This window comes from Paenibacillus sp. BIC5C1 (assembly GCF_032399705.1).
Lineage (GTDB): Bacteria > Bacillota > Bacilli > Paenibacillales > Paenibacillaceae > Paenibacillus > Paenibacillus taichungensis_A.
Window position 1 is genome coordinate 5,814,540 of sequence record NZ_CP135922.1, and the last position, 20,595, is coordinate 5,835,134.

15 protein-coding genes are annotated in these 20,595 nt (G+C 48.5%); 7 read left to right on the forward strand and 8 right to left on the reverse strand.

Features of this window, described 5'->3' with window-relative positions:
* Nucleotides 1–72 precede the first annotated feature (72 nt).
* A complete protein-coding gene (locus RS891_RS26055; RefSeq protein ID WP_315793601.1) occupies nucleotides 73–5,289 on the reverse strand; it encodes a WIAG-tail domain in 5,217 nt (1,738 codons plus the stop codon).
* A 435-nt stretch (nucleotides 5,290–5,724) separates the two neighbouring features.
* On the opposite strand from RS891_RS26055, the gene RS891_RS26060 reads away from it, so the two are divergent.
* Together RS891_RS26060 and asd are read left to right on the forward strand one after the other, a co-directional pair.
* Nucleotides 5,725–6,855, forward strand: a complete 1,131-nt coding sequence (locus RS891_RS26060) for a YheC/YheD family endospore coat-associated protein (RefSeq protein WP_113055963.1) — start codon at nucleotides 5,725–5,727, stop codon at nucleotides 6,853–6,855.
* Between the two features lie 85 nt (nucleotides 6,856–6,940).
* On the forward strand, nucleotides 6,941–7,732 hold the full coding sequence (gene asd, locus RS891_RS26065) for an archaetidylserine decarboxylase (protein WP_076290875.1): 792 nt from the start codon (nucleotides 6,941–6,943) through the stop codon (nucleotides 7,730–7,732).
* A gap of 487 nt (nucleotides 7,733–8,219) precedes the next feature.
* Here asd and RS891_RS26070 read toward each other — a convergent pair whose 3' ends face one another.
* Nucleotides 8,220–9,005, reverse strand: coding sequence for a helix-turn-helix domain-containing protein (locus RS891_RS26070; protein WP_113055964.1), 786 nt, complete (start codon nucleotides 9,003–9,005; stop codon nucleotides 8,220–8,222).
* Between the two features lie 124 nt (nucleotides 9,006–9,129).
* Nucleotides 9,130–10,587, reverse strand: a complete 1,458-nt coding sequence (locus RS891_RS26075; protein WP_315793602.1) for a MocR-like pyridoxine biosynthesis transcription factor PdxR — start codon at nucleotides 10,585–10,587, stop codon at nucleotides 9,130–9,132.
* Nucleotides 10,588–10,724: 137 nt separating this feature from the next.
* Between RS891_RS26075 and RS891_RS26080 the strand changes: the two genes are divergently transcribed.
* The 3 genes from RS891_RS26080 to RS891_RS26090 all read left to right on the forward strand — a co-directional run bounded on the left by RS891_RS26080 (nucleotide 10,725) and on the right by RS891_RS26090 (nucleotide 13,236).
* Complete coding sequence (locus RS891_RS26080) at nucleotides 10,725–11,342, forward strand: pyridoxamine 5'-phosphate oxidase family protein (protein WP_113055966.1); 618 nt, start codon at nucleotides 10,725–10,727, stop codon at nucleotides 11,340–11,342.
* 179 nt (nucleotides 11,343–11,521) lie between these two features.
* A complete protein-coding gene (locus RS891_RS26085) occupies nucleotides 11,522–12,820 on the forward strand; it encodes an aminotransferase class I/II-fold pyridoxal phosphate-dependent enzyme (RefSeq protein WP_113055967.1) in 1,299 nt (432 codons plus the stop codon).
* Between the two features lie 281 nt (nucleotides 12,821–13,101).
* Complete coding sequence (locus RS891_RS26090; protein ID WP_208642755.1) at nucleotides 13,102–13,236, forward strand: YjcZ family sporulation protein; 135 nt, start codon at nucleotides 13,102–13,104, stop codon at nucleotides 13,234–13,236.
* Between the two features lie 159 nt (nucleotides 13,237–13,395).
* Here RS891_RS26090 and RS891_RS26095 read toward each other — a convergent pair whose 3' ends face one another.
* The 5 genes from RS891_RS26095 to RS891_RS26115 form a co-directional block, all read right to left on the reverse strand.
* Complete coding sequence (locus tag RS891_RS26095) at nucleotides 13,396–14,613, reverse strand: ABC transporter permease (protein WP_113055968.1); 1,218 nt, start codon at nucleotides 14,611–14,613, stop codon at nucleotides 13,396–13,398.
* A gap of 2 nt (nucleotides 14,614–14,615) precedes the next feature.
* Nucleotides 14,616–15,368, reverse strand: coding sequence for an ABC transporter ATP-binding protein (locus RS891_RS26100; RefSeq protein WP_113055969.1), 753 nt, complete (start codon nucleotides 15,366–15,368; stop codon nucleotides 14,616–14,618).
* A gap of 27 nt (nucleotides 15,369–15,395) precedes the next feature.
* Entirely contained in the window at nucleotides 15,396–16,769 is a 1,374-nt protein-coding gene (locus RS891_RS26105) for a DEAD/DEAH box helicase (protein WP_113055970.1), read from the reverse strand.
* A gap of 212 nt (nucleotides 16,770–16,981) precedes the next feature.
* Nucleotides 16,982–17,755 carry an SDR family NAD(P)-dependent oxidoreductase gene (locus RS891_RS26110; protein WP_113055971.1) on the reverse strand — a complete coding sequence of 258 codons (774 nt, stop codon included), beginning with the start codon at nucleotides 17,753–17,755 and terminating at the stop codon, nucleotides 16,982–16,984.
* Nucleotides 17,756–17,811: 56 nt separating this feature from the next.
* Nucleotides 17,812–18,270 (reverse strand): chemotaxis protein CheX, encoded by a 459-nt coding sequence (locus RS891_RS26115; protein ID WP_113055972.1) that lies wholly within the window; start codon nucleotides 18,268–18,270, stop codon nucleotides 17,812–17,814.
* A gap of 447 nt (nucleotides 18,271–18,717) precedes the next feature.
* Between RS891_RS26115 and RS891_RS26120 the strand changes: the two genes are divergently transcribed.
* On the forward strand, nucleotides 18,718–19,620 hold the full coding sequence (locus RS891_RS26120; RefSeq protein ID WP_113055973.1) for a LysR family transcriptional regulator: 903 nt from the start codon (nucleotides 18,718–18,720) through the stop codon (nucleotides 19,618–19,620).
* 32 nt (nucleotides 19,621–19,652) lie between these two features.
* Nucleotides 19,653–20,462 (forward strand): histidinol-phosphatase, encoded by an 810-nt coding sequence (locus RS891_RS26125; protein WP_315793603.1) that lies wholly within the window; start codon nucleotides 19,653–19,655, stop codon nucleotides 20,460–20,462.
* Nucleotides 20,463–20,595 lie beyond the last annotated feature (133 nt).

The following is a 20,595-nucleotide window of genomic DNA, read 5'->3' on the forward strand; positions in this document are numbered from 1 at the left end:
CTTTTGTCTATTTAAACATGTGAAATCATTCCTCTAAAGTTATCTTTAATGAAGACTCATGATCTCACACTTTTACACTGAAGGCCCAGCGGCAATCCATGATAACAATCCGTAGGTGTGTGTGGAGCCCGCAGTACGTGACACTTCCAGCACGGCTTCATCCTCACTCTGGGAGAGGAGTGACACCTGGAATCCCCGATCATTACACATAGCAACAATCACATAATGCTCCGATATAAACGACTCCTCAAAGGCTACCGTTACTTCCACGCACTGTTCATCCTCAGGCAGTATAAAGGCCTCCATACCGAACTGCTGCACCACAGGCTGACGGCTGACACTCCGTACGGGCTGGAATGACAGGTGTTCAGGACCCACAGCTCCATGCTGCAACTGGCTGCTTCCAACAGCTCCATCACTCAAATGCTCCTGCTTAACTGCTTGCTCCCTCAGCTTGAACTCCTTATTTCCATCGATCTCTTGTGAAAATTCAGACTGTGGCTGGACCGTGCCAGCTGTCGTCAATGAATCTCCAAGCTGGTTAGCTTGCGATAGATGCTCTTGTTGTTGCCCCAGCTCCTGACTCGACGTCTGGATAAACTGCGTTTCCATCAGATCGACACTTGAGGGTTCCACGACAATTGCCGGTTGTGATGGTGGTACAGCCTCACTTCCCGCTTGAAGCAATGCCTCTTGTTTTTTGATCGCTGCCAGTTGTTCGAGCGTTTCTCCACTGAACTGACGAATCGCATTCCATATCTCTTCGCTCAAATGGGCCGGACCTACAATTCCCGCATTCAAGTGATTGGAGGTAATGCTTTGTTCACTCAGTTTGCTGCCAGTTACACTGCCGTCGGCCAATTTGGCACTTGTGACTGATCCATTTTGCAGATGTACCCCGCCTACTGCTTCCTCTTCTAGATGGGTTGTGCGAATACTGCGTTCTTGAATATGATCAGCATGAATCGTTCCATCCTGAATATGCCGAGATTCCACACTTTTATCTGCAATGTGGATAGCCGATACCGCTCCTTCAAGCAATTTATTACCATTCACACTGCCGTCGGCCAGTTTGGCACTTGTTATGGAACCATTGTGCAGATGAATCGCACTGACTGATTCCGCTTTGAGGTGGGAGATCCCAATACTACGCTCTTGAATATGGTCAGCATGGATGGCTCTCTCTTGGATATGGCGGGATTGTATACTTCCATTTGAGATGTGGACATCTGACACCGTATCTTCAAGCAATTTGCTGCCGCTCACGCTGCCATCAGCCAATTTGGCACTCGTTACAGATCCATTTTGCAGATTTACCGCACTGACCGATTCCTCTTCCAGATGGGACGTGCCGATACTATTCTCCTGAATATGGTCAGCGAGAATCGCTCCTTCCTGGATATGCCGGCTTTGCACACTTTCCGGTGCAATATGAATTCCCGATACGGTATTTTCGAGTAATTTGCTGCTATTAATGCTGCCATCGGCCAGTTTGGCACTTGTTACGGACCCGTTTTGCAGATGAACTGCACTTACTGCTTCCTCTTCCAGATGGGCTGTGCCTATGCTGCGCTCCTCAATATGATCAGCATGAATGGCTCCTGCCTGAATATGCCCGGATTGCACACTTTCCGATGCGATATGAATCCCGGATACCGTACCTTCGAGTAGCTTGCTGCCGTTTATACTGCCGTCCGCCAGTTTGGCACTCGTTACAGATCCATTTTGCAAATGAATTGCACTTACCGACTCTTCTTCCAAATGGGCTGTGCCTATGCTGCGCTCTTGAATATGATCAGCAAGGATTGTTCCCTCCTGAATATGACGGGATTGCACACTATCGTCTGCAATGTGGATATCCGATACCGCTCCTTCAACCAACTTGCTGCCGTTTACACTGCCGTCAGCCAACTTGGCACTTGTTACAGATCCATTTTGGAGATGAATGGCACTTACTGCTTCCTCTTCCAAGTGATACATGCCGATGCTGTGCTCCTGAATGTGGTCAGCAAGGATCGCTCCTTCCTGGATATGGCGGGATTGCACACTTTCAGAAGCGATATGGATTCCCGACACCGCATCTTCGAGCAATTTGCTGCCGGTTACACTGCTGTCGGCCAGTTTAGCACTGATAACGGACCCATTTTGCAGGTGAATCGCACATACTGCTTCCTCTTCCAGATGGGTTGTGCCTATGCTTCGCTCCTGAATATGGTCAGCATGGATGGCGTCTGCCTGAATATGCCCGGATTGCACACTTTCGGATGCAATATGGATCCCTGATACCGTACCTTCGAGCAATTTGCTGCCGTTTATACTGCCATCCGCCAGTTTGTCACTCGTTACAGATCCATTTTGCAAATGAACCGCACTTACAGACTCCTCTTCCAGATGAACTGAGCCAATACTGCACTCTTGAATATGATTAGCAAGGATTGCTCCTTCTTGGATATGGCGGGTTTGCACACTTTCGTCTGCAATGTGGGTAGCCGATACTGTCCCTGCGGCTAATTTACTGCCATCAACACTACCACTCGCCAGTTTTGAGCGTGTTACAGATTCATCCTGTAATATAATCGTACTTACTGCTTCTTCTTCCAGATGGGACGTTCCGATGCTGCGTTCATGGATATGATGAGGAAGAATTTCACCATCTTGAATATGACGGGAATGTACGGATCCTTGCTGCAGGTGAATAGCACTTGTCGACTCTGCCTGAAGATGCAAACCACTGATCAAACCTGGCTGAAGATGAGCTGCTGTAATGGATAAAGGTGCCAGATGGTCAGTTTCGACAGATCCAGGTGCCAAGTGATGGGATGTGACCACCTGTTCAGCAATATGTTCCTCAAGAATGATGTCTGCCTTCAGATGCTGTGAACTCACTACATGAGTTCCCAAATGCTCAGACTTCACGCTTCCTTCAACCAGATGGACGGATTGCACAACGGATGGCTGCAAGTGCTCGCTACCTACAGCAGCCTGTTGTAATTCTGTCCCGGATACCGAGTCCGCTGTCAAATGGTTCGCAGTAACGGACCCATGCCGCAGTTTGTTGCCGGTAATACTGCCATCGGCGAATAATTCTGGTGAACGTATTTCCTCCGACAAATGTTCCAGTGAAACGGCATGCTGCTTCAGGTGATAACCGCGAATGGTTCCTGCTGGAATATGTTTGGCGTTAATGCTCTCTGCCATAATCTTGGAAGAAGTCACGCTGCCATCTGCCAGTTTAGCTGACGTGACAGCAAAATCCGCCAGTTTATCTGTGGCAACACTCTCTGGTGAGAGCTTGGGGGAGGTAACCGCATGATCTGTTAGATGAGGCGGAAAAACGGACCCTCCAGCCAACTGGGCTGAAGTTACACTATCAATAGCCAATTTGTCTGTTGTGACCGCGGCCCGGGCAATAGCATCCGTTTCAACACTGCCTGGCTGAAGATGAGGTACACCCACGGCATGTTCTGTCAGGTGTTCCGATTTTACGGCATAAGGTCTCAGGGCCTCGGAACCCACGCTGCCTGGTGCCAGATGTGTACCTGTGACTCCACCACTCGCAAGATGCGAGGATATAACACTTCCCGGAGCAAGCACTCTGCTACTAACCGATGCCGTTCCAAGCTTTTCTGTTGTCACACTTCCATCCGCGAGCTTAACGTCTGTAACGGCAGCATCCTGCAATTCATACGTACCTACTGCCGACTCTGCAAGATGCCGCTCAGACACCACGCCATCTGCGAGAGCATCTCCGGACACACTTCCAGTAGATAGATGGGTTGTCTCAATGCTTCCACTTGCAATGTGAATGGAGTGAATTGCGGAATTATCCACATGTACCGGCGTGATTCCCCGATTCGCAATGTGTTCCGCACGAATGGACCCTTTGGCAAGATGCTTGCCCTGTACAGCTTCATCTGCAATTTTGGAAGAAATGACGCTCTGATCGGAAATCTTGGAGGCCGTAATGGACTGTTCCAGCAATTTTGCTGTTCCAACAGACTGGTCTGCCAATTTGCTGCTGGTTACTGCGCCTTCCGTCAAATGCTCATTGTATACTTCTCCATTGCCAATCTGCTCCTTGCCAACTGCACGAGCGCGAATCTGGCTTGAACCGATTGAACCGTCCAGTAGATGTCTTCCACTTAGCGAACCCTCAGCTAAATGTCTTGTTTGTATGGATCCATCCTCAATCTGGTCACTTCCAATACTACCATTTGATAGCTGTGAACGACCTACAGCCCCTTCTGCCAAATGTGTCTGTTTAACAGCACCTGCCTGAATATGGTGAGACTCAATGGATTGTTCTTCGATTTTGCTGCCTGTGACAGCACCTTCACGAATTTTGGATGTGGTCACTGCATCGTCAGCCAGTTTGGAGGTATGCACAGCTCCTCCCGTGAGATGCCTTGTGTCCACGCCGCTAATCGCGATTTTGTCTCCAGTTACGGCATGATTCTTGATTAATTCTTCCGTTACCAGCATACGGCTGAGATGTCTTGTGCCGATGGAACCATCGGCAATTTTGGCCGAATCGATTACCTGGTTGCCAAGCTTCTGAGAAGTAATGCTGCCATCTCTGATTTTCTCACCGGCAATAGAAGCATTTCGTATTTTGTGACCAGACACGGAGCCGTCAATCAGGTGCTCCTCAGATACAGACGCTTCCGCAAGTTTCGCAGAAACAATTGCCCCGTCTGCAATGTGAATGCTGGTCACCGCATAATCCTGCAATGCTTCACTGCCGACCGCATCCGGTTTCAGCTTGGAGGCATCCACAGAGAAAGGAGCCAGTTTGCTCTCCGTAACAGCAAATTCACTCAAGTCGTCCGTGTAGATATAGTGTCCGGTATGACCTGGCATCTGGTTCTGGTTCAGGATCTGCAGTCGGTCCCTGCTCGCTGTTTCTAGCTTGTTGATACCCACCTCTTCTTCCAGAACAAGCGGAGCCACGCTGCTGACCTGAATCTGCTTTTCCAGGTTATCTTGCGTCTCGACAACTTTCTCGCTATCAGACTCTACGGGTTCCGGCTTGACGACTTTAGTTAAGATATCCAGATCTTCCATCTCGTTCGTTGAAGCAGGTAACTCCATTGATTCGGATAGGAATTCATCTGATGCCTGAATGGCCTTCGAATTCCGTTTATTTGTATTCAAGCGTTCTTCCCTATTCGAAGTGAAACCTGAGTCCATTGTGTCTGACCGTCGATTGGTCAGATCCAGTTCCTTAAATTTGGGGCTCACATGCCGCAGTTTTGGCGTAGGAACCTTCTTATTGCCTTTTTTACTCATGCAGCTAGCTCCTTCCTCTAACGTTCGTCTCCGGCATCATATGCTTCGATATAGGCATCTGCCACTTCAAATCACGACTTTTGCCGATAACATTGGATGAGTGTAGGAGTCAACATATGAGTGATTCACTTGTCCATGGCGAAATAGGCTGTGCACGGCTTTAGATGAAAGGCGGCTGTCCACGCCCCTGATCCAGCAATGTCATAAGATAATCCATAAGCATTTGTATAAATCCGTAAAATGACTTCCCATCCGCACAGCGACCCACCTCTACCTGGATTGCGTGGAAACGGAAGGCTAACAAGTACATGTCGATGCATATCGATGCATCATGATTCCGGTCTGCGTTATCGTGATGTCCAACCATGCGGAGACAGGCCGGCATTTTATGGATGGACGATCCATGGTCGCGATAACATTGAAGGAGGAACGGTCATGCTACAAGAAACGATCGGTATTATGTTCGATTCACGCATGTACCGGGGGATACCAGCTGGAAGAACGGGTCAGGAATCACTCGCGAATGTTGAACAGGCAGCGGCCTGTTATGGATTAACACCTTGTTTTTTGCGGCTGGAAGACGTGGATGCGGACACCAAAACCTGTATTGCTTATGTAAAAAAAGATGGCATATACGTTCGTCAAAGAATGCCCTTGCCCTCCGTTATTCATAACCGGGCACTCCAGCTTCGCCGTTCGGAGCAGCATCAGGTGACCAAACTGCTGTTGCAGGGCATACAGGTATACAATGTCCGCAATCGATACCGCAAAGATCATATTCACGAGATGCTTTATCAGGACCCCGCTCTCAGGCAACATCTCCCCCGTGCGGTCAAAGCTACACCTGAGTCTTTGGCATATATGATGGAACATTACGATGATCTGGTGATCAAGCCATGCAGCGGAAGCATCGGTCACGGCATTATGCGTATATTCCAAAAGGATGGTCAATGGAAACTGACATGCGAGACAAGGACTTCACGCAAGGGATGGGCAACCTTTCGACTGAATAAGGGACAATTGCCATCAGCCACCCTGCGCCGTATTTTCCGACATGCCTATCTTATTGAAGAACGCATACCTCTGGTTCGCTTTGAAGGAAGACCTGTAGATCTGCGAGTATCCGTACAGCGTGGAAGTGACGGTTTGTGGGGGATCACGGGTATATTCGCTAAGGTGGCTCCGGCCCATACGTTTGTTACCAATATCGCCCAAGGCAGCAAAGTCATGACGCTGGCTGAAGCACTTGACTTGGAGACAAACGATTGGCATGCACTTGAACTGGAGGCCAGAATCCGGTCTGTCGGGCTCCGAATCGCCCGGACGCTAGCTTCAAGCCTGCCTCATCTTGCGGACCTCGGACTTGACCTGGGGATAACAGAGAACGGCAAGATTTATTTTATCGAATGCAACGGAAGGGATCAGCGCTATGGTTTCCGCAAGGCCGGGATGACAGAGACTTGGAAAGCCAGCTACCGGCAACCGATGGCTTACGGACGTCTGCTGCTGGAGCAGAATTCGCGCATACCGAGGCAACCCCAGACGTATGATCGCGGCCTATATTGATTTCGTGGGCATTCTGTGTCAATATTATGCAGAACGGCCGGTCTTGCCGGCCTAGAAGTTCGCACTAACCCTAAGGGGGATATTCATGGCAAAAACGCTGTTGCGGTTAATGACCGAGCTTTCTTCTCGCAAATGGATCTCCCGGACTGTGGGAGCCTTCTCCAAGAGCCGGGGAAGCAAGGCATTTATCCCTTATTTTGTCCGGACCTACGACATCCCTGTTCAGGAAGCTGAGAAAGACTGGAAGGAATATCGTTCTTTGAATGATTTCTTTACACGTAAACTTAAACCGGGCATGCGCCCGCTTGAACTTTCAGAACATGCACTGATCAGTCCGGTAGATGCCAAAATCACGGCAGCCGGTCCTGTATCTGCTGGAACGCTCCTGAATGTTAAGGGACAAAATTATACACTTGCTGAATTATTAAACCACTCACCACATCTGGAGAAGTACAAGCACGGTTATGCTTTTGTCCTGTATCTCAGCCCACGCGACTATCACCGCATTCACGCTCCTGTTAGCGGTCGTCGCATTGAGAGTGAACATATTAAGGGCAAGGTTTATCCTGTAAATGATTTTGGTCTGACCCATATGAAATCAGTGCTGAGTCGCAACGAAAGGCTCATTACGTATATTGCTCATGACTTTGGAGAAGTGGCTGTCGTGAAAGTAGGCGCAATGAACGTGAGCAGCATACAGTACGCGGGTGCAGACGTAAGTTCATGGGCACAAGGCGATGACCTCGCCTATTTTGAATTCGGTTCCACCGTCGTACTGTTAACGCAGAGCGGCACATTCGAACCGAAACCGGGCTTGCAGCCTGGCGACTCCGTCAAAATGGGAGAATTGCTCGGTCGGTTAAAACCAATCCATTGAGCAATACGCAGATGATTCCTGAGCAACAGGAGTCATCTTTTTTATTTTCCGATCTAAAGAAAGAGATTACACAGAACTTTGGCCCATATAAAAAAGGTACTCACAGCCGGAACACCTTTTTAGGGTAAAGTGTCCAGGCTATGAGTACCTTTTGCTGATCAGAGAATTCGATTATCCGCTTCAGAGTTATGCAGAAGTCGGATGATTACCGTTCCCATTCCATGTATACATGCAATACGAAGCTAAGCTTCGTCATATTGGTTTTCTGACCATTCCTTAAAACCATACGTCCTGCATTTCCTCTGCCGGTTTGGAGCGGCGCAGGCGGTTCCGGAAAATATTAAAGCCCCTGATAGAGCATCCCCGGTTGCGGACCCGACGTTTTCCGTTCATCACAAGTTCCCCCTTTCGATCGTCTGGAATGCTACATACTTACCCCTGCTTCCCAGAATTGAAACGTTGCCATATTTTACCGGCCAGAGAGACCCTATCGAATCTCAGATGGACTTTTGCCGGTGTACTGTTTGAACTGACGACTGAAGAAAAAGATATCGCGGTACCCAAGGGCATCTGCCACCTCGGTCACATTCATGCCAGTGTGCACCAACAGATGTTCAGCCCGCTCAATGCGCATGCGAATGATATAGGATTGCACGGAAGATCCAATTAATTCCTTGAACTTAATCGAGAAGTATCGAGGTGATAATCCAGCCCTTGCAGCGAGGTCTTCCACGCGATGTGTAATCCCTGGATGCTGGCGAACATAGTTAGCAACCTCCTGGATGACATCAGACAACTGGTTGCTCACCTTTTTCTCCACAGGAGCTTCTGTATCTGCACGCAGCAAATGAATCATCAGCTGTTTCAGAATCAGCCGGCTCTCTTCATCCCGCCCATATACATCGGATAGGAACAGTCTTACATACCGAGCCAGCAAATGCTCGAATTCCACCGTTTCCAGTACCTCACGATAAGATTGGGGAACATCATTAACGGGTATATCTACATCAAAATGAATATACGTAAGTACCAAAGGTTTTTGCTTGTTATGTGTTGCGGTAGGATGATCGCCTGGCCTGAACAGAAAACAACTACCCTTGCCAACTTCATACGACTGGTCATTCAGCACAACGGTCCCTTCACCACTCCATACATAAAATAAGTCATAGTTTTGCATCGGTTTTTCCCGCTTCTGCCACTTCCATCCCGGTTCGCAGACAATTTTGGCGACGGCGGGCAAAATAACAAAAGATGACGGCGATGCCTGCAGCATGTCGCCACTCCCCCTTGAAAGTTAATCTCTTTTGCATACTGCATCAAAAATGATGCGATATGTGATTATATATGATTTCTGCTCCTGCTGGAGCGAAACGTCTTATCCTATTATACAGCGGAATTCACCGAAACGAAAATGTGCACTTCTCCCATGCTAACCGCATTCGTCTTATCCCCTCTTGAATCTCCTCTTTCTCCAGATGTGCAAAGCCAAAACACACAGCCGGATGACCAGGAGTCAGCCGATAACGCACCGCATCGCGGAATACGACACCTTCTTCCTGGGCCAGTACCTTGAACCGCTCGTAACTGTCGATATCCCCTTTCCACGTAGCATAAATATGCAATCCAGCATCCCCAGCCTGCATAATGAAAGGTTCCGGTAATTCCCGCTTCATCTCACTGACAAAAAAAGCATGCCGTTCCCCATAGAGACGGGTTAACCTTCTTAGATGGCGCAAATACCCCCCTCGCGTCATAAACTTCGCAAGTGCACGCTGCTCCAGAAGAGCAGGAGGTACGGGTTCGTACAGTGCTTTTGCAGCGATCAGTGGTTGCACCAGGCCAGGTGGCAAAACCGCGTAACCAAGCCGGAAGGATGCAACCATCGTTTGTGAGAACGATCCGACATAGATGACACGTTGTTCACGATCGAGTACTTTGAGCGGTTCAATCGGCCTACCTCCCCAGCGAAATTCACTATCATAATCATCTTCAATAATGACGGCATTTCGCCCCGAAGCCCATTCAAGTAAGGCTCTCCGTCTGTCCAGACCAAGTACTGCTCCTGTAGGAAACTGGCGGGTTGGTGTCACAAATAACGTCTTCGCTTCCCAGGACTGCGGAATAATCCCCCCGTTATCTACTTCTGCTGGAATAATCTTTCCTCCACAGGACTTTACGGCATGAGCAATTCCCTGATATCCCGGATTTTCCAATACAACAGAGGTCCCCTCAGGGATAAGCAGCTGTGCCAGCAAAGTGATGCCCTGCATGGAACCACTAAACAGCACGATCTGTGATGCCTCAGCCTGGATGCCCCGTGTCCACCTCAGATGTGATGCAATGGCCTCACGCAGTTCGGGGTCTCCAGCAGCACCACTGCGTTCATGAGACCCGCTCCGATGAACAGCGGCCAGCGCACTTTTCCATTCCGCTTGTGGGAAATGCTCGGCTGGCATACGCTGTACATGGAAGTTGATGACCTGCTGCTCCCTTTCAAAGGCTGACCGTTTTTCCTTTTGATTCTGAATATTCAGCGTACTCACCCGCTCTCCCCATGGGGAAAGTTGAATGATTGCCTCCTGTTCCGCATGTTCCTGCGCTGTTAAGGTGTCCGAAACAAAAGTTCCTCTTCCCCTATGTGCCCGCACATAACCATCGGCGAGCAGCATGTCGTATACCTGGGCCACGGAGCCGCGTGACATTTCATATTGACGTGCCAGCTCTCGGGTGGAAGGCAGCCTTGTACCTCCAACCAGCGTCCCTGCATGAATGGCATCACGTAAAGCATGGTACAATGCCTCGTACTTGTAACGGTGTTGAACCTCGTATGAATCCATAGGCAGCCACAATTCCATCGTGCACCTCTATTTCCAAATAAATTGGTCTATTAAAATGAATGTAAATTGGATCTTTTTATATGTCAATGCAGGTTCTATTGTTATGGCTAAGGTACAGCGATTCTAATTCACATGCCATTCAAGGGGGAACACCGATGAGAAGAAAAGAATTCAATGTAGATGAAGAGCAAGAAATAATAACATTTCTGGACCAATGCTCCTTTGGTTTTCTCGGGACGGTCAGTCCAGACGGGCAGCCACGGGTAACACCGCTAAACTTTGTATATATGGACGGTTGTTTTTATTTTCACGGCAGTCTTGCCGGGGAGAAGATGAAGCAGATCAAGCAGGATTCCTCCGTCAGTTTTACCGTAGCAGAAGAGTTTTCCTTGATTCCATCTTATTTCAGTGATCCCGATTTAGCTTGTCCGGCAACCTCTTTTTTCAAAAGTGTCATGGCATTCGGACAGGCAGAGCCGATTCAGGATCTGGACATCAAGGGCAAGGTTCTGCAACGCTTCATGGAGAAACTCCAACCGCAGGGAGGATATATCCCCATTGATGCAGCTGACCCCCGCTACAAGGGTAATCTCAAGGCCGTTGCTGTAGTCCGCATTGTTCCTGAACGGATCAGTGCCAAGTTCAAATTTGGACAGAACCTCTCGGCTGAACGGTTTGATCATATTAGTGGCGAACTGGAGCAGCGTAACGAAGGACGAGATGCGGAAACTGCCGAAATGATGCGGAAATATTGTCCTTTTCATCAAAAATAACATCCAGTTTTCATAGTATAATCAACCGGGAGAAAGTAACATTAACCTAACTCAATAACACCCGCAACAACGCGGTGAAGTGATAAAACTGTCATTATGCGTAATTTCCGTGACGGGGGCAAGGCAAGGTGTTATAATGTTAGGCAGTTGAATCCCAAAGACTTGGAAGGATGAAAAGAATGAATCCACTGGCTGAACAGTTGAACGAAAGTATTCAGGCAGGCAGCAGTCACGTCTACTCCATGCTGTCGCAGCTCGGCAAAGAAATCTATTTTCCAAAAGAAGGTATCTTGAGTCAGTCTGCTGAAGCAGCAAGTCTGGCCAAAACCTACAATGCTACGATTGGTATTGCTCTTGAGGGCGGTGTGCCGATGCACTTAGCTGTTATTCAAGATAAACTGTCCGCATACCAACCGAAGGATTTGTACCCTTACGCTCCGCCTGCAGGGAAGCCTGAGTTGCGGACCGTATGGAGAGACAAGATGCTGAAGGAAACACCTTCCCTTGAAGGTAAAACGTTTGGTAACCCCATTGTGACTAACGCATTAACTCATGGACTGAGTATTGTAGCCGACCTGTTCGCCGAAGAAGGGGACGCTGTTATATATCCGGATAAAAACTGGGAAAATTATGAGCTGACCTTTGGAATTCGTCGTCACGGCGAGTTAGTTCATTATCCGCTGTTCGATGAACAATTGAACTTCAACAGCGCTGGCCTACTCGAAGCGTTGCTGGCGCAGAAGGACAAAGGCAAAGCCATCGTGCTGCTTAACTTCCCGAACAACCCAACAGGTTATACGCCTGGAGCCGAAGAAGCAGACGCAATCGTGGATACGATCCGTCAAGCAGCTGAGGCTGGTGTGAATGTCGTTGCTGTGACAGATGATGCCTACTTTGGTCTCTTCTTCGAAGATTCCATTCACGAATCCCTGTTTGGCAAACTGGCGAACCTCCACCCACGTGTGTTAACTGTCAAAGTTGACGGTGCCACGAAGGAAGAATTTGTATGGGGCTTCCGCGTTGGATTCATTACGTACGCCCATGAAGATGCTGCAGTTCTCCATGCTCTGGAGCAAAAAACACTCGGTATTATCCGGGCAACCATCTCCAGTGGTCCGCATCCTTCCCAAACTTTTGTGTTGGATGCGCTGAAAGCACCTGAGTTCGAAGCACAGAAGCTGGAGAAGTTTGAAATCATGAAAGGCCGCGCCAACAAAGTAAAATCCATTCTCGATAGCGGTAAATACGGTGAGGTATGGGATTACTATCCGTTCAACTCAGGTTACTTTATGTGTCTGAAGCTGAAGGATGTGGGCGCAGAGCAGCTCCGGACCCATTTGCTACAGAAATACGGCGTCGGTACCATCGCGCTGGGTGAGGCTGATCTTCGAGTTGCCTTCTCCTGTATTGAAGAATCCGGACTGGAAGATCTGTTCGATACGATCTATCGTGGCGTTTTGGATCTACAGACAACTTAATTCATATGCAGTAATGCTTATCCAAATAAATAAGTCTGGGAGCGGACTAACGTCCGTTTCCTTACTAATATGAACCTCTTTGTATCCTGATGAATGTCTCTCGATATGAAGGGGTATTTTGTGTGTGCTTTGAAAACGTATGGCTACTTTGACGGGCAAATGCCCAAAACGATGATTTTCAGGCTTTACCGGGCAACGGCCCAATCAGCCTATCCCCAAGGCACATAATATACGATGTACGCAAGGGCGTGCCTAACACCACTTGAAAGGGGAATGAACATATGTCTGGAGTAGTTGAAGAAACAAGAGGCGGGTATGGATGTGGCGGTTACGGTTACGGAGGATTTACAAATACAGGTGCTATTCTCGTTCTGTTCATCTTGCTCGTCATTATCACAAAATCGTTCCTCTGTTAGTCCATACGTCCTTACCAGGAGTCGGAACAAGGTAAGCTGACTGTAGCACAAAGAAGGGTATTCCGGGATACAGCTCGGAATACCCTTCTTTGATTATGTTACGCGAGAGCCCCTAGTCGGCGTTGCCATCGAACGTTAACTAGTCAGACGCCCAACCGTTCATTCATCCTCTTCTTCCTTCAACCACTTGTTGCCCTGAGAACGTCGCATCAAGTAGATGACCAGCACACCAAGGACCAGTGCTGCTATGGTCATGCTCAGTCCACTCCATCCTCCAGCCAACATCGGCAGCCACATAAGCAAGGCAACCAGCGCATGCAGATTCGAGATGAACCCCAGCACCTGGGAACGACGACTCTCTCCCGAGATGGGATAAATCATAATCCAGAACGATTCACTATGACTGCGTCGCAGCGCACCCAGTTGCACACCTGCAAGCAGCAGGAAGAACAGGTATACACCAATACCAAAATAACTGCCTGCCGTCCACCAGGACAGCAGCATGCCCAGCACAACTAAACGCACAACGATGGAGAACACTTCAGTTCGGATGAACGTTTTGGTGATCAGATAGCGATAGGCTTTCCCTGCATTCCACGGGAGGCCACTCCCCCATTTGCTGAGCCAGCGGCGAGAACTTACTTTTTGGCCTGATGAAGGCACATCTACAAACCAACCCAGCGTACGCATCACTCGGCCAGCCTGGCCCTGCTCCACCTGAATGAGACGTTCCCATGAAACCCGATGTTTCAGAGGGATACGCAGGGCAACGATGTAAACGACAGCCAGCAGCAGCAGGAACCAGATGCTTCGTTGTGGAGGCTGCCACAGCCAGGCGGCAATCGCCAGTACAGCCAATGCCCATCGGAGCAAACGATATCCTCTGGCGGCACCGATTTGCACCATGCGCAGTTCTTGCCAAGCCCCATAGCTCGATAACCCTTTCCATAACAGGAGAAGCAGGATAAACCACCCAAATGGCCTTGCATCCTGATCTGCTCGAACATAGAGCGGCCACAACGTTACAAATACGAGCAGCATACCCAAGGTTTTATAGATAATGCCACGAGCGAAGCTGTTTTTCAGATATTCGTGCATCCGATATTCCTGCGGACGTAAAAATACGATGTCTGCCGGATGCAGATATGTACGATAACTGCTAAACAGCACCAGGGGTGCCAGCAACAGCAGCGTAATCCAGCGAATCGGAAATCCCGCCGGAATGTGCTGTACAAACGATGTATACCAGGCGGAGAACGCAATGACGAGAAATAAGAAAACCATGGCTACGCCGCTCTGAATGACATAACCCAGATAAGGCAGAATTCCATTCCAGAATCCCGTGCGTCTTTGCTTCCATAGCTGCTTAAGATCCATGCTTAATCCCTGCCTTGTACAAGGGAATAGAACATATGCTCCAACGTGGCATTCGATTCCCCGAATTGAGTACGCAGCTCATTCAGCGTCCCATGTGCAATGACCTGTCCTCGGTGCAGGACTATAAAACGGTCACAGTAATTTTCAATGGTGGACAGAATGTGTGAACTGAGCAGAATCGATGATCCCGAAGCCTTCATTTCGAGCATAAAATCAAGCAAAGAGCGGATTCCGAGCGGGTCAAGTCCCAGGAAAGGTTCATCAATGATATAGAGTGGCGGGCCGGCCACAAAAGCACACATGATCATGACCTTTTGCCGCATACCTTTGGACAGGTGGGTCGACAGACTTGTACTTTTCTCATTCATGCGGAACAAGTCGAGCAGTTTCTCCGTACGCTTTTTGAAATCAGCTTCAGAGACACCATATGCTCTGGCCGTAAACTCCAGATGCTCCATAACTGTCATCTCGTCGTACAGCTCAGGAGATTCCGGTACAAAGGCCATGGCCGATTGATATACCTGTGGGTCTTCGTCCCGCTTCTTGCCCATGACCCGCACTTCTCCCTGTTGAGGGGTCATCAATCCTAAAATATGCTTCATCGTAGTACTTTTGCCAGCACCATTTAATCCGATCAGTCCGACCATTTCTCCGCGTCCAACTTCCAGATCGATGCCGTGGAGGACGGGCCGTTTGGCACTATATCCTCCGCTTAGCCCGTTGATTTTCAATACGGGTGGTTGAACGTTATCCATCTATCCCTGCACCTCTTTCGTCAGGTTTTATTCTTCAGAGCGTGATTCTTTACCTTTGCTCCATTTGGGAGCGCCCTTGTTCTTGCGATCCTGGTCCCGTTCTGTTCTGCCTGTATTACCAGCCGGCTTGCCGCCCGCCGGACGTTGATTCGAGGCAGCTGTTCTGGCACCACCATTGCGGTTGGCCTGACCAGGTTTACGATCCCGGGACTGCCCTGGTTTTCTAGAGAAAGAATGCCCTTCAGGCCGCGTATCCGGACGCGGATCAGCCTCCAGCACTTTACCTCCGAATAATACACGTTCCGGCAATTCGATTCCAAGTTCCCGCGCAAACTTGCGCATAATGAAAATTTGCGTTTCATCCACGATTGACAACACGATACCACTGCGACCCATACGACCTGTTCTTCCTGCACGGTGAACATAGTGTTCCGAATCAAATGCAGGGTCATAGTTAATGACCATCGGCAAACCTTCAATATCCAGTCCTCTGGCTGCAACCTCGCTCGCGATCAACAGTTGCAGTTTGCCATTACGGAAAGCGGAGAGCACGTTGCTACGGGTCACTTTGTCAGCATCCCCATACAACGCAGCTGCGGAGAAGCCCAGATGATTCATTTTCGCTTCAACCTCGCCAATATCTTCGGTAGCATTCACAAAGACGATGGCGCGATCCGGGTTATACTGTCTAACCAGACGGCGCAGCATATCAATTTTGTTGCGGTTTTCCTCCACAAAATAAAAATGCTCAAGTCCCGCAGCGGTTGCCCGGTCCGGTTCAATTCCGATCTGTACCGGCTCTTTCATCTCCCGCTTCGCGAGTCCAGCAGTATGTTCATCAATCGTTGCTGACAGGAAGATGAGCTGACGGTCGCGCAGCGCACTGCGCAATACGAAGTCCACATCACTTACCCCGCCGAGCTGGAATACCTGGTCTGCCTCGTCAATAACGATCGTGGAGACATTGTGCATTTTCAGCTTTTTCAGCGTAATCAGTTCCTTCAGTCGTCCTGGCGTTCCCACAACCAGTTCCGGGTGCTCACGCAGCTTCTCGATCTGACGTTTTACCGCTGCACCTCCAATTAGCCCCAGAACGCCAATTTTGCGTTCTTCCCCATAACGCTGTGCCTCGCGGACAATTTGCATCGCCAGCTCTTGTGTAGGAGCTATGATGAGTTTCTGTGTCCCTTTTACGTCACTTTTGATGGATTGCAGCAGTGGAAGCAGATAAGCGAGCGTCTTGCCTGTTCCCGTCTGAGATTTCGAAACCACATCGCGACCTTCCAAAATAACCGGGATTGTCTGTGCCTGTACCGGTGAAGGTTCGTTGATGCCATGTCTGGCGAGTACAGCCTCAAGATCCTGTTCTACGCCAATTGAAGCAAATGTTTGATTCGTCATGTATGTCCATCCTTTAAATTTATTCGTTTCGATGCTCTAGCCCTGCTTGTACTAATAAAACCGAAGCCTGTCATCACATTACCTTTCATTATATGCGAAAAAAGCCTGCGGACCAAATCTTATTCATGAAACATGTCTTTGCACATAAAAAAAAGAAAAGCCCCTCGGCGGAGCCCTTCTTTCATCCGATATATGATGCCCATTGTTGCATCTTACTTCTGATTCATTACACCGTGCGACAGCCTGTCAGCGAGACGCGGAAATAGCTGATACAGCCACACTCCAGCCGAAGCCAGTCTGGGCAGATTCACTTCTTCCTTACGCTTCTTCATCGCCCGGATCATATGCCCCGCAACCTCTTCCGGCTTCAGCATCATCCAGCGTACGTTATTAACATAGTTACCGGAGGGGTCTGCCCGTTGAAAGAACGGTGTATCGATGGGTCCGGGATTAATGGTCGTTACCGTGACTCCGGTTTTGCGAAGTTCCTGGCGCAGGGCATTGCTGAAGCCAAGTACGGCGTGTTTGGTTGCCGTATATGAAGCGGATTTGGCGGTTCCGATCTTACCAGCCATGGAAGCTACATTCACGATTTGTCCTCTGCCTCGTTGTAACATCTGCGGCAGCACTGCCTTGGTACAGCGGACAATGCCCATGTAATTAACGTCCATCATCTCATCGAATTCCTGCACAGACATATCCGTCATCGCCGCAAATTTTCCGTAACCAGCGTTATTCAGCAAAATATCGATTCGTCCGTATTTCTGCAACATCGCATCCACGGCTATCTGAACTTGCTCGTCATTCGTTACATCTAACGTGAGCAGTTCATGTTGCCCTTTCAGCGAAGCACCAATCTCTTCCAGCTTGTCCCGTGAGCGGGCAGCCAGAATCGGTATGGCTCCTTCTTCTATCAGCATCTGCGCACAGAGCGCACCAATTCCGCTCGACGCACCTGTGATAAAAACAACCTGATCTTTCAGCATACCCGACGTCCTCCCGTATTGAACACATATTGCCCCTAGAGGCGTATGGTTCTATTCTACGAGATCATTACTTGAATATCCATCTCACCGATTCCGTCCATCAGCAAAGGAATGCTCAATGCCTTCGTTGCACTAAAGGAAGTCAGATATTCGGAATTCATCACTTGTGGAGGTGTAATATCAACAACGACACCCTGATTGGACAGGATGGTACTTGCATTCCCGCTAATCATATTGCCAAGTTCCGATATAGCACTTTTACTCATTTCGTCCATTTCTGTAATGACAAAACCGCCCATCATGGCAGAAACAATTTTCAATGCAACCGACTCTTGTATTCCAAACACGATGTTTCCGCTCAGTTGTCCAGTCATTCCGATCACGATCCAGACATGGTCTGCAATGTACTCCACATTTTTCACGCCAAGACTCCCGGTGGAAGGCGAAACCTGGATGAGCTGTTCGAATACGTTCCGTGCGGATTCCAGGAAAGGATTAATCACTTCCGCTTTCACTGTCTGTTGTCCCCCTTACACTGGGTTATTGGTCACACACCAAAAGTCCCATATTCAATAAATTTATTATACTTTATCACGTACAAGAATTCACCAAGAATTCGGTAAGGCATGTGTACTATAATTTATCGTCATCCGCGGGGCAAATGTTTATAGCTGATTCTAGCGAAAAAACGAGGCTTTTCGCATCTGTTGCAGGAACAATTGCCATGAAGAGGCATGGCAAAAGGCATTTAGGACTTTTTTACTGTTTCTTAAAATGTTAAAAATTTAATTTCTTGAAATAAAATTAATTTCTCGTTCTAATGGACCTCCCCAAATCTATGATGTTCCCTTCATTGCCCTGCTGTCCTGAATCACCTATAATTTAAGGAACGGAATAATGACCAGTTACGGGATTCCACCTATGGATAGACAGAAGACATTTTACATGCAAGGAGGCCATACATGAATATCAGTCAACTGGAGACGCTGATTACCATCTCGAAAACGATGAGTTTCCGCAAAGCCGGAGAACTCCTAAATTTGACTCAGCCCGCCGTCTCGGCCCAGATCAAGAGCCTGGAGGATGAATTCAGCACCGTTCTTGTTGATCGGAACCAACCCGTCACCCTCACCGATCGGGGACAGGTATTTCTTCAACATGCCGAACGTATGCTGGACATCGTGGGAGAGCTGAAACAGAAGCTGATGGATCTCGATGAGACCCCTCAGGGACATATCAGACTCGGTACAACCACATCCATTGCCATTCAGATTTTGCCACGGGTCTTATCCTACTTTCAGGATCAATTTCCACTCATCAAGACCAGTATCCAATCCCTGCCTTCCTCACAGATCTATACCCAGGTCGAGAATGGTATGGTCGATCTCGGTATCGGTTATCTTACAGAGCGTAATCCTAACCTGAATACGTCCGTGCTGTATTATGATACGTTCGAACTTGTGGTATCTCCTTCCCATCCACTGGCGAAGCAAAAGCATGCTGCTGTGGATGTTCTGCGCAGCACACCTCTGATTTTGCTATCTCCGGATACGGTGGGGCGCCGTTTTACGGAAGGCATTTTCAAAAAACATAATATTGAGCCCAATATCGTCATGGAGTTGTCGAGCAGCGAGGAAGTGAAACGGATGGTTGAGATTAACCTCGGGGCAGCCGTTATATCCAAACAATCCGTTGCCCATGAGTTACGGCAAGGCACACTGCGTATGATTCCACTCAGTGAACTGGAGGTCAGTCACCCTGTCGGAGTTATTTACAAATCAAGTCGTTATCTCAATTCGGCCATGCAGCAATTCCTGAGCGATCTCAAAGGCATGCCGGAGACCCAGTTCATCAGTTCAGAATGATAAATGAGCCATGAGAAAGGAAGGATTTCCATATGAAATTTGATCTTCACACCCATCATTTTCGTTGTGGTCATGCAGACGGCAATATTCGCGACTATATTGAGGCAGGTATTCAGTCTGGACTTCAGGTCATCGGTATCTCGGATCATACACCTTACTTCGGCAGTGACGAAGAACAGGCTTTCCCCCGGATCGCGATGGGCAAGTCGGAATTGCGTCATTACGTGGAAGAAGTACTAGCTCTGAAGGAAGAATACGCGGGCAAGATTGATGTGCTGCTTGGCATTGAATCCGACTATTTCCCTGCCCATGCCGATTTGTATCGCAGTACGTTGGGGCAATTTCCTTTTGATTATATTATTGGTTCAGTTCACCATACAGAAGATGTCAGCATATTCAACAAAACCCGCTGGAATGGATTAAGCGATGCGCGTAAGGTTGAAGTGAAAGAGAGTTACTACGCATTGATTCGGCAATCAGCCCGAAGCGGCATGTTCCAGATTCTCGGACATATTGATGCCATGAAAGGAAATTATCCTCCTTTCTCGGACATTATCGCAGATCAAGCCATTGATGAAACGTTGCAGGTCATTGCAGAATCGAACGTGGCTATTGAAATTAATACGTCTGGTAAAACCAAGCTTAGTGGTGGCTGGTACCCGTCCGATGCCATTCTGGAGCGTGCGCATCATTACGGAGTGAAGGTGACCTTTGGATCGGACGCCCATAAACCGCAGCGTGTGGCCGATGAACTGGATGACGTTCGTACACGTCTGCAAGAGATTGGATTCACCGAATGGGTATATTTTAAGCAGAAACAAATGCAAGTTGTACCGTTTTAAACCTAGAAAACCACAATAGCCCTCACGGCGTAAAATTACGCTGTGGGGGTTCTAGGTTTGTAGCCGAATATGAAAAAAGATGTTATATAAGTCCAACTAAATATTTACACGATAATGGAAAGTAGTTCTGTCA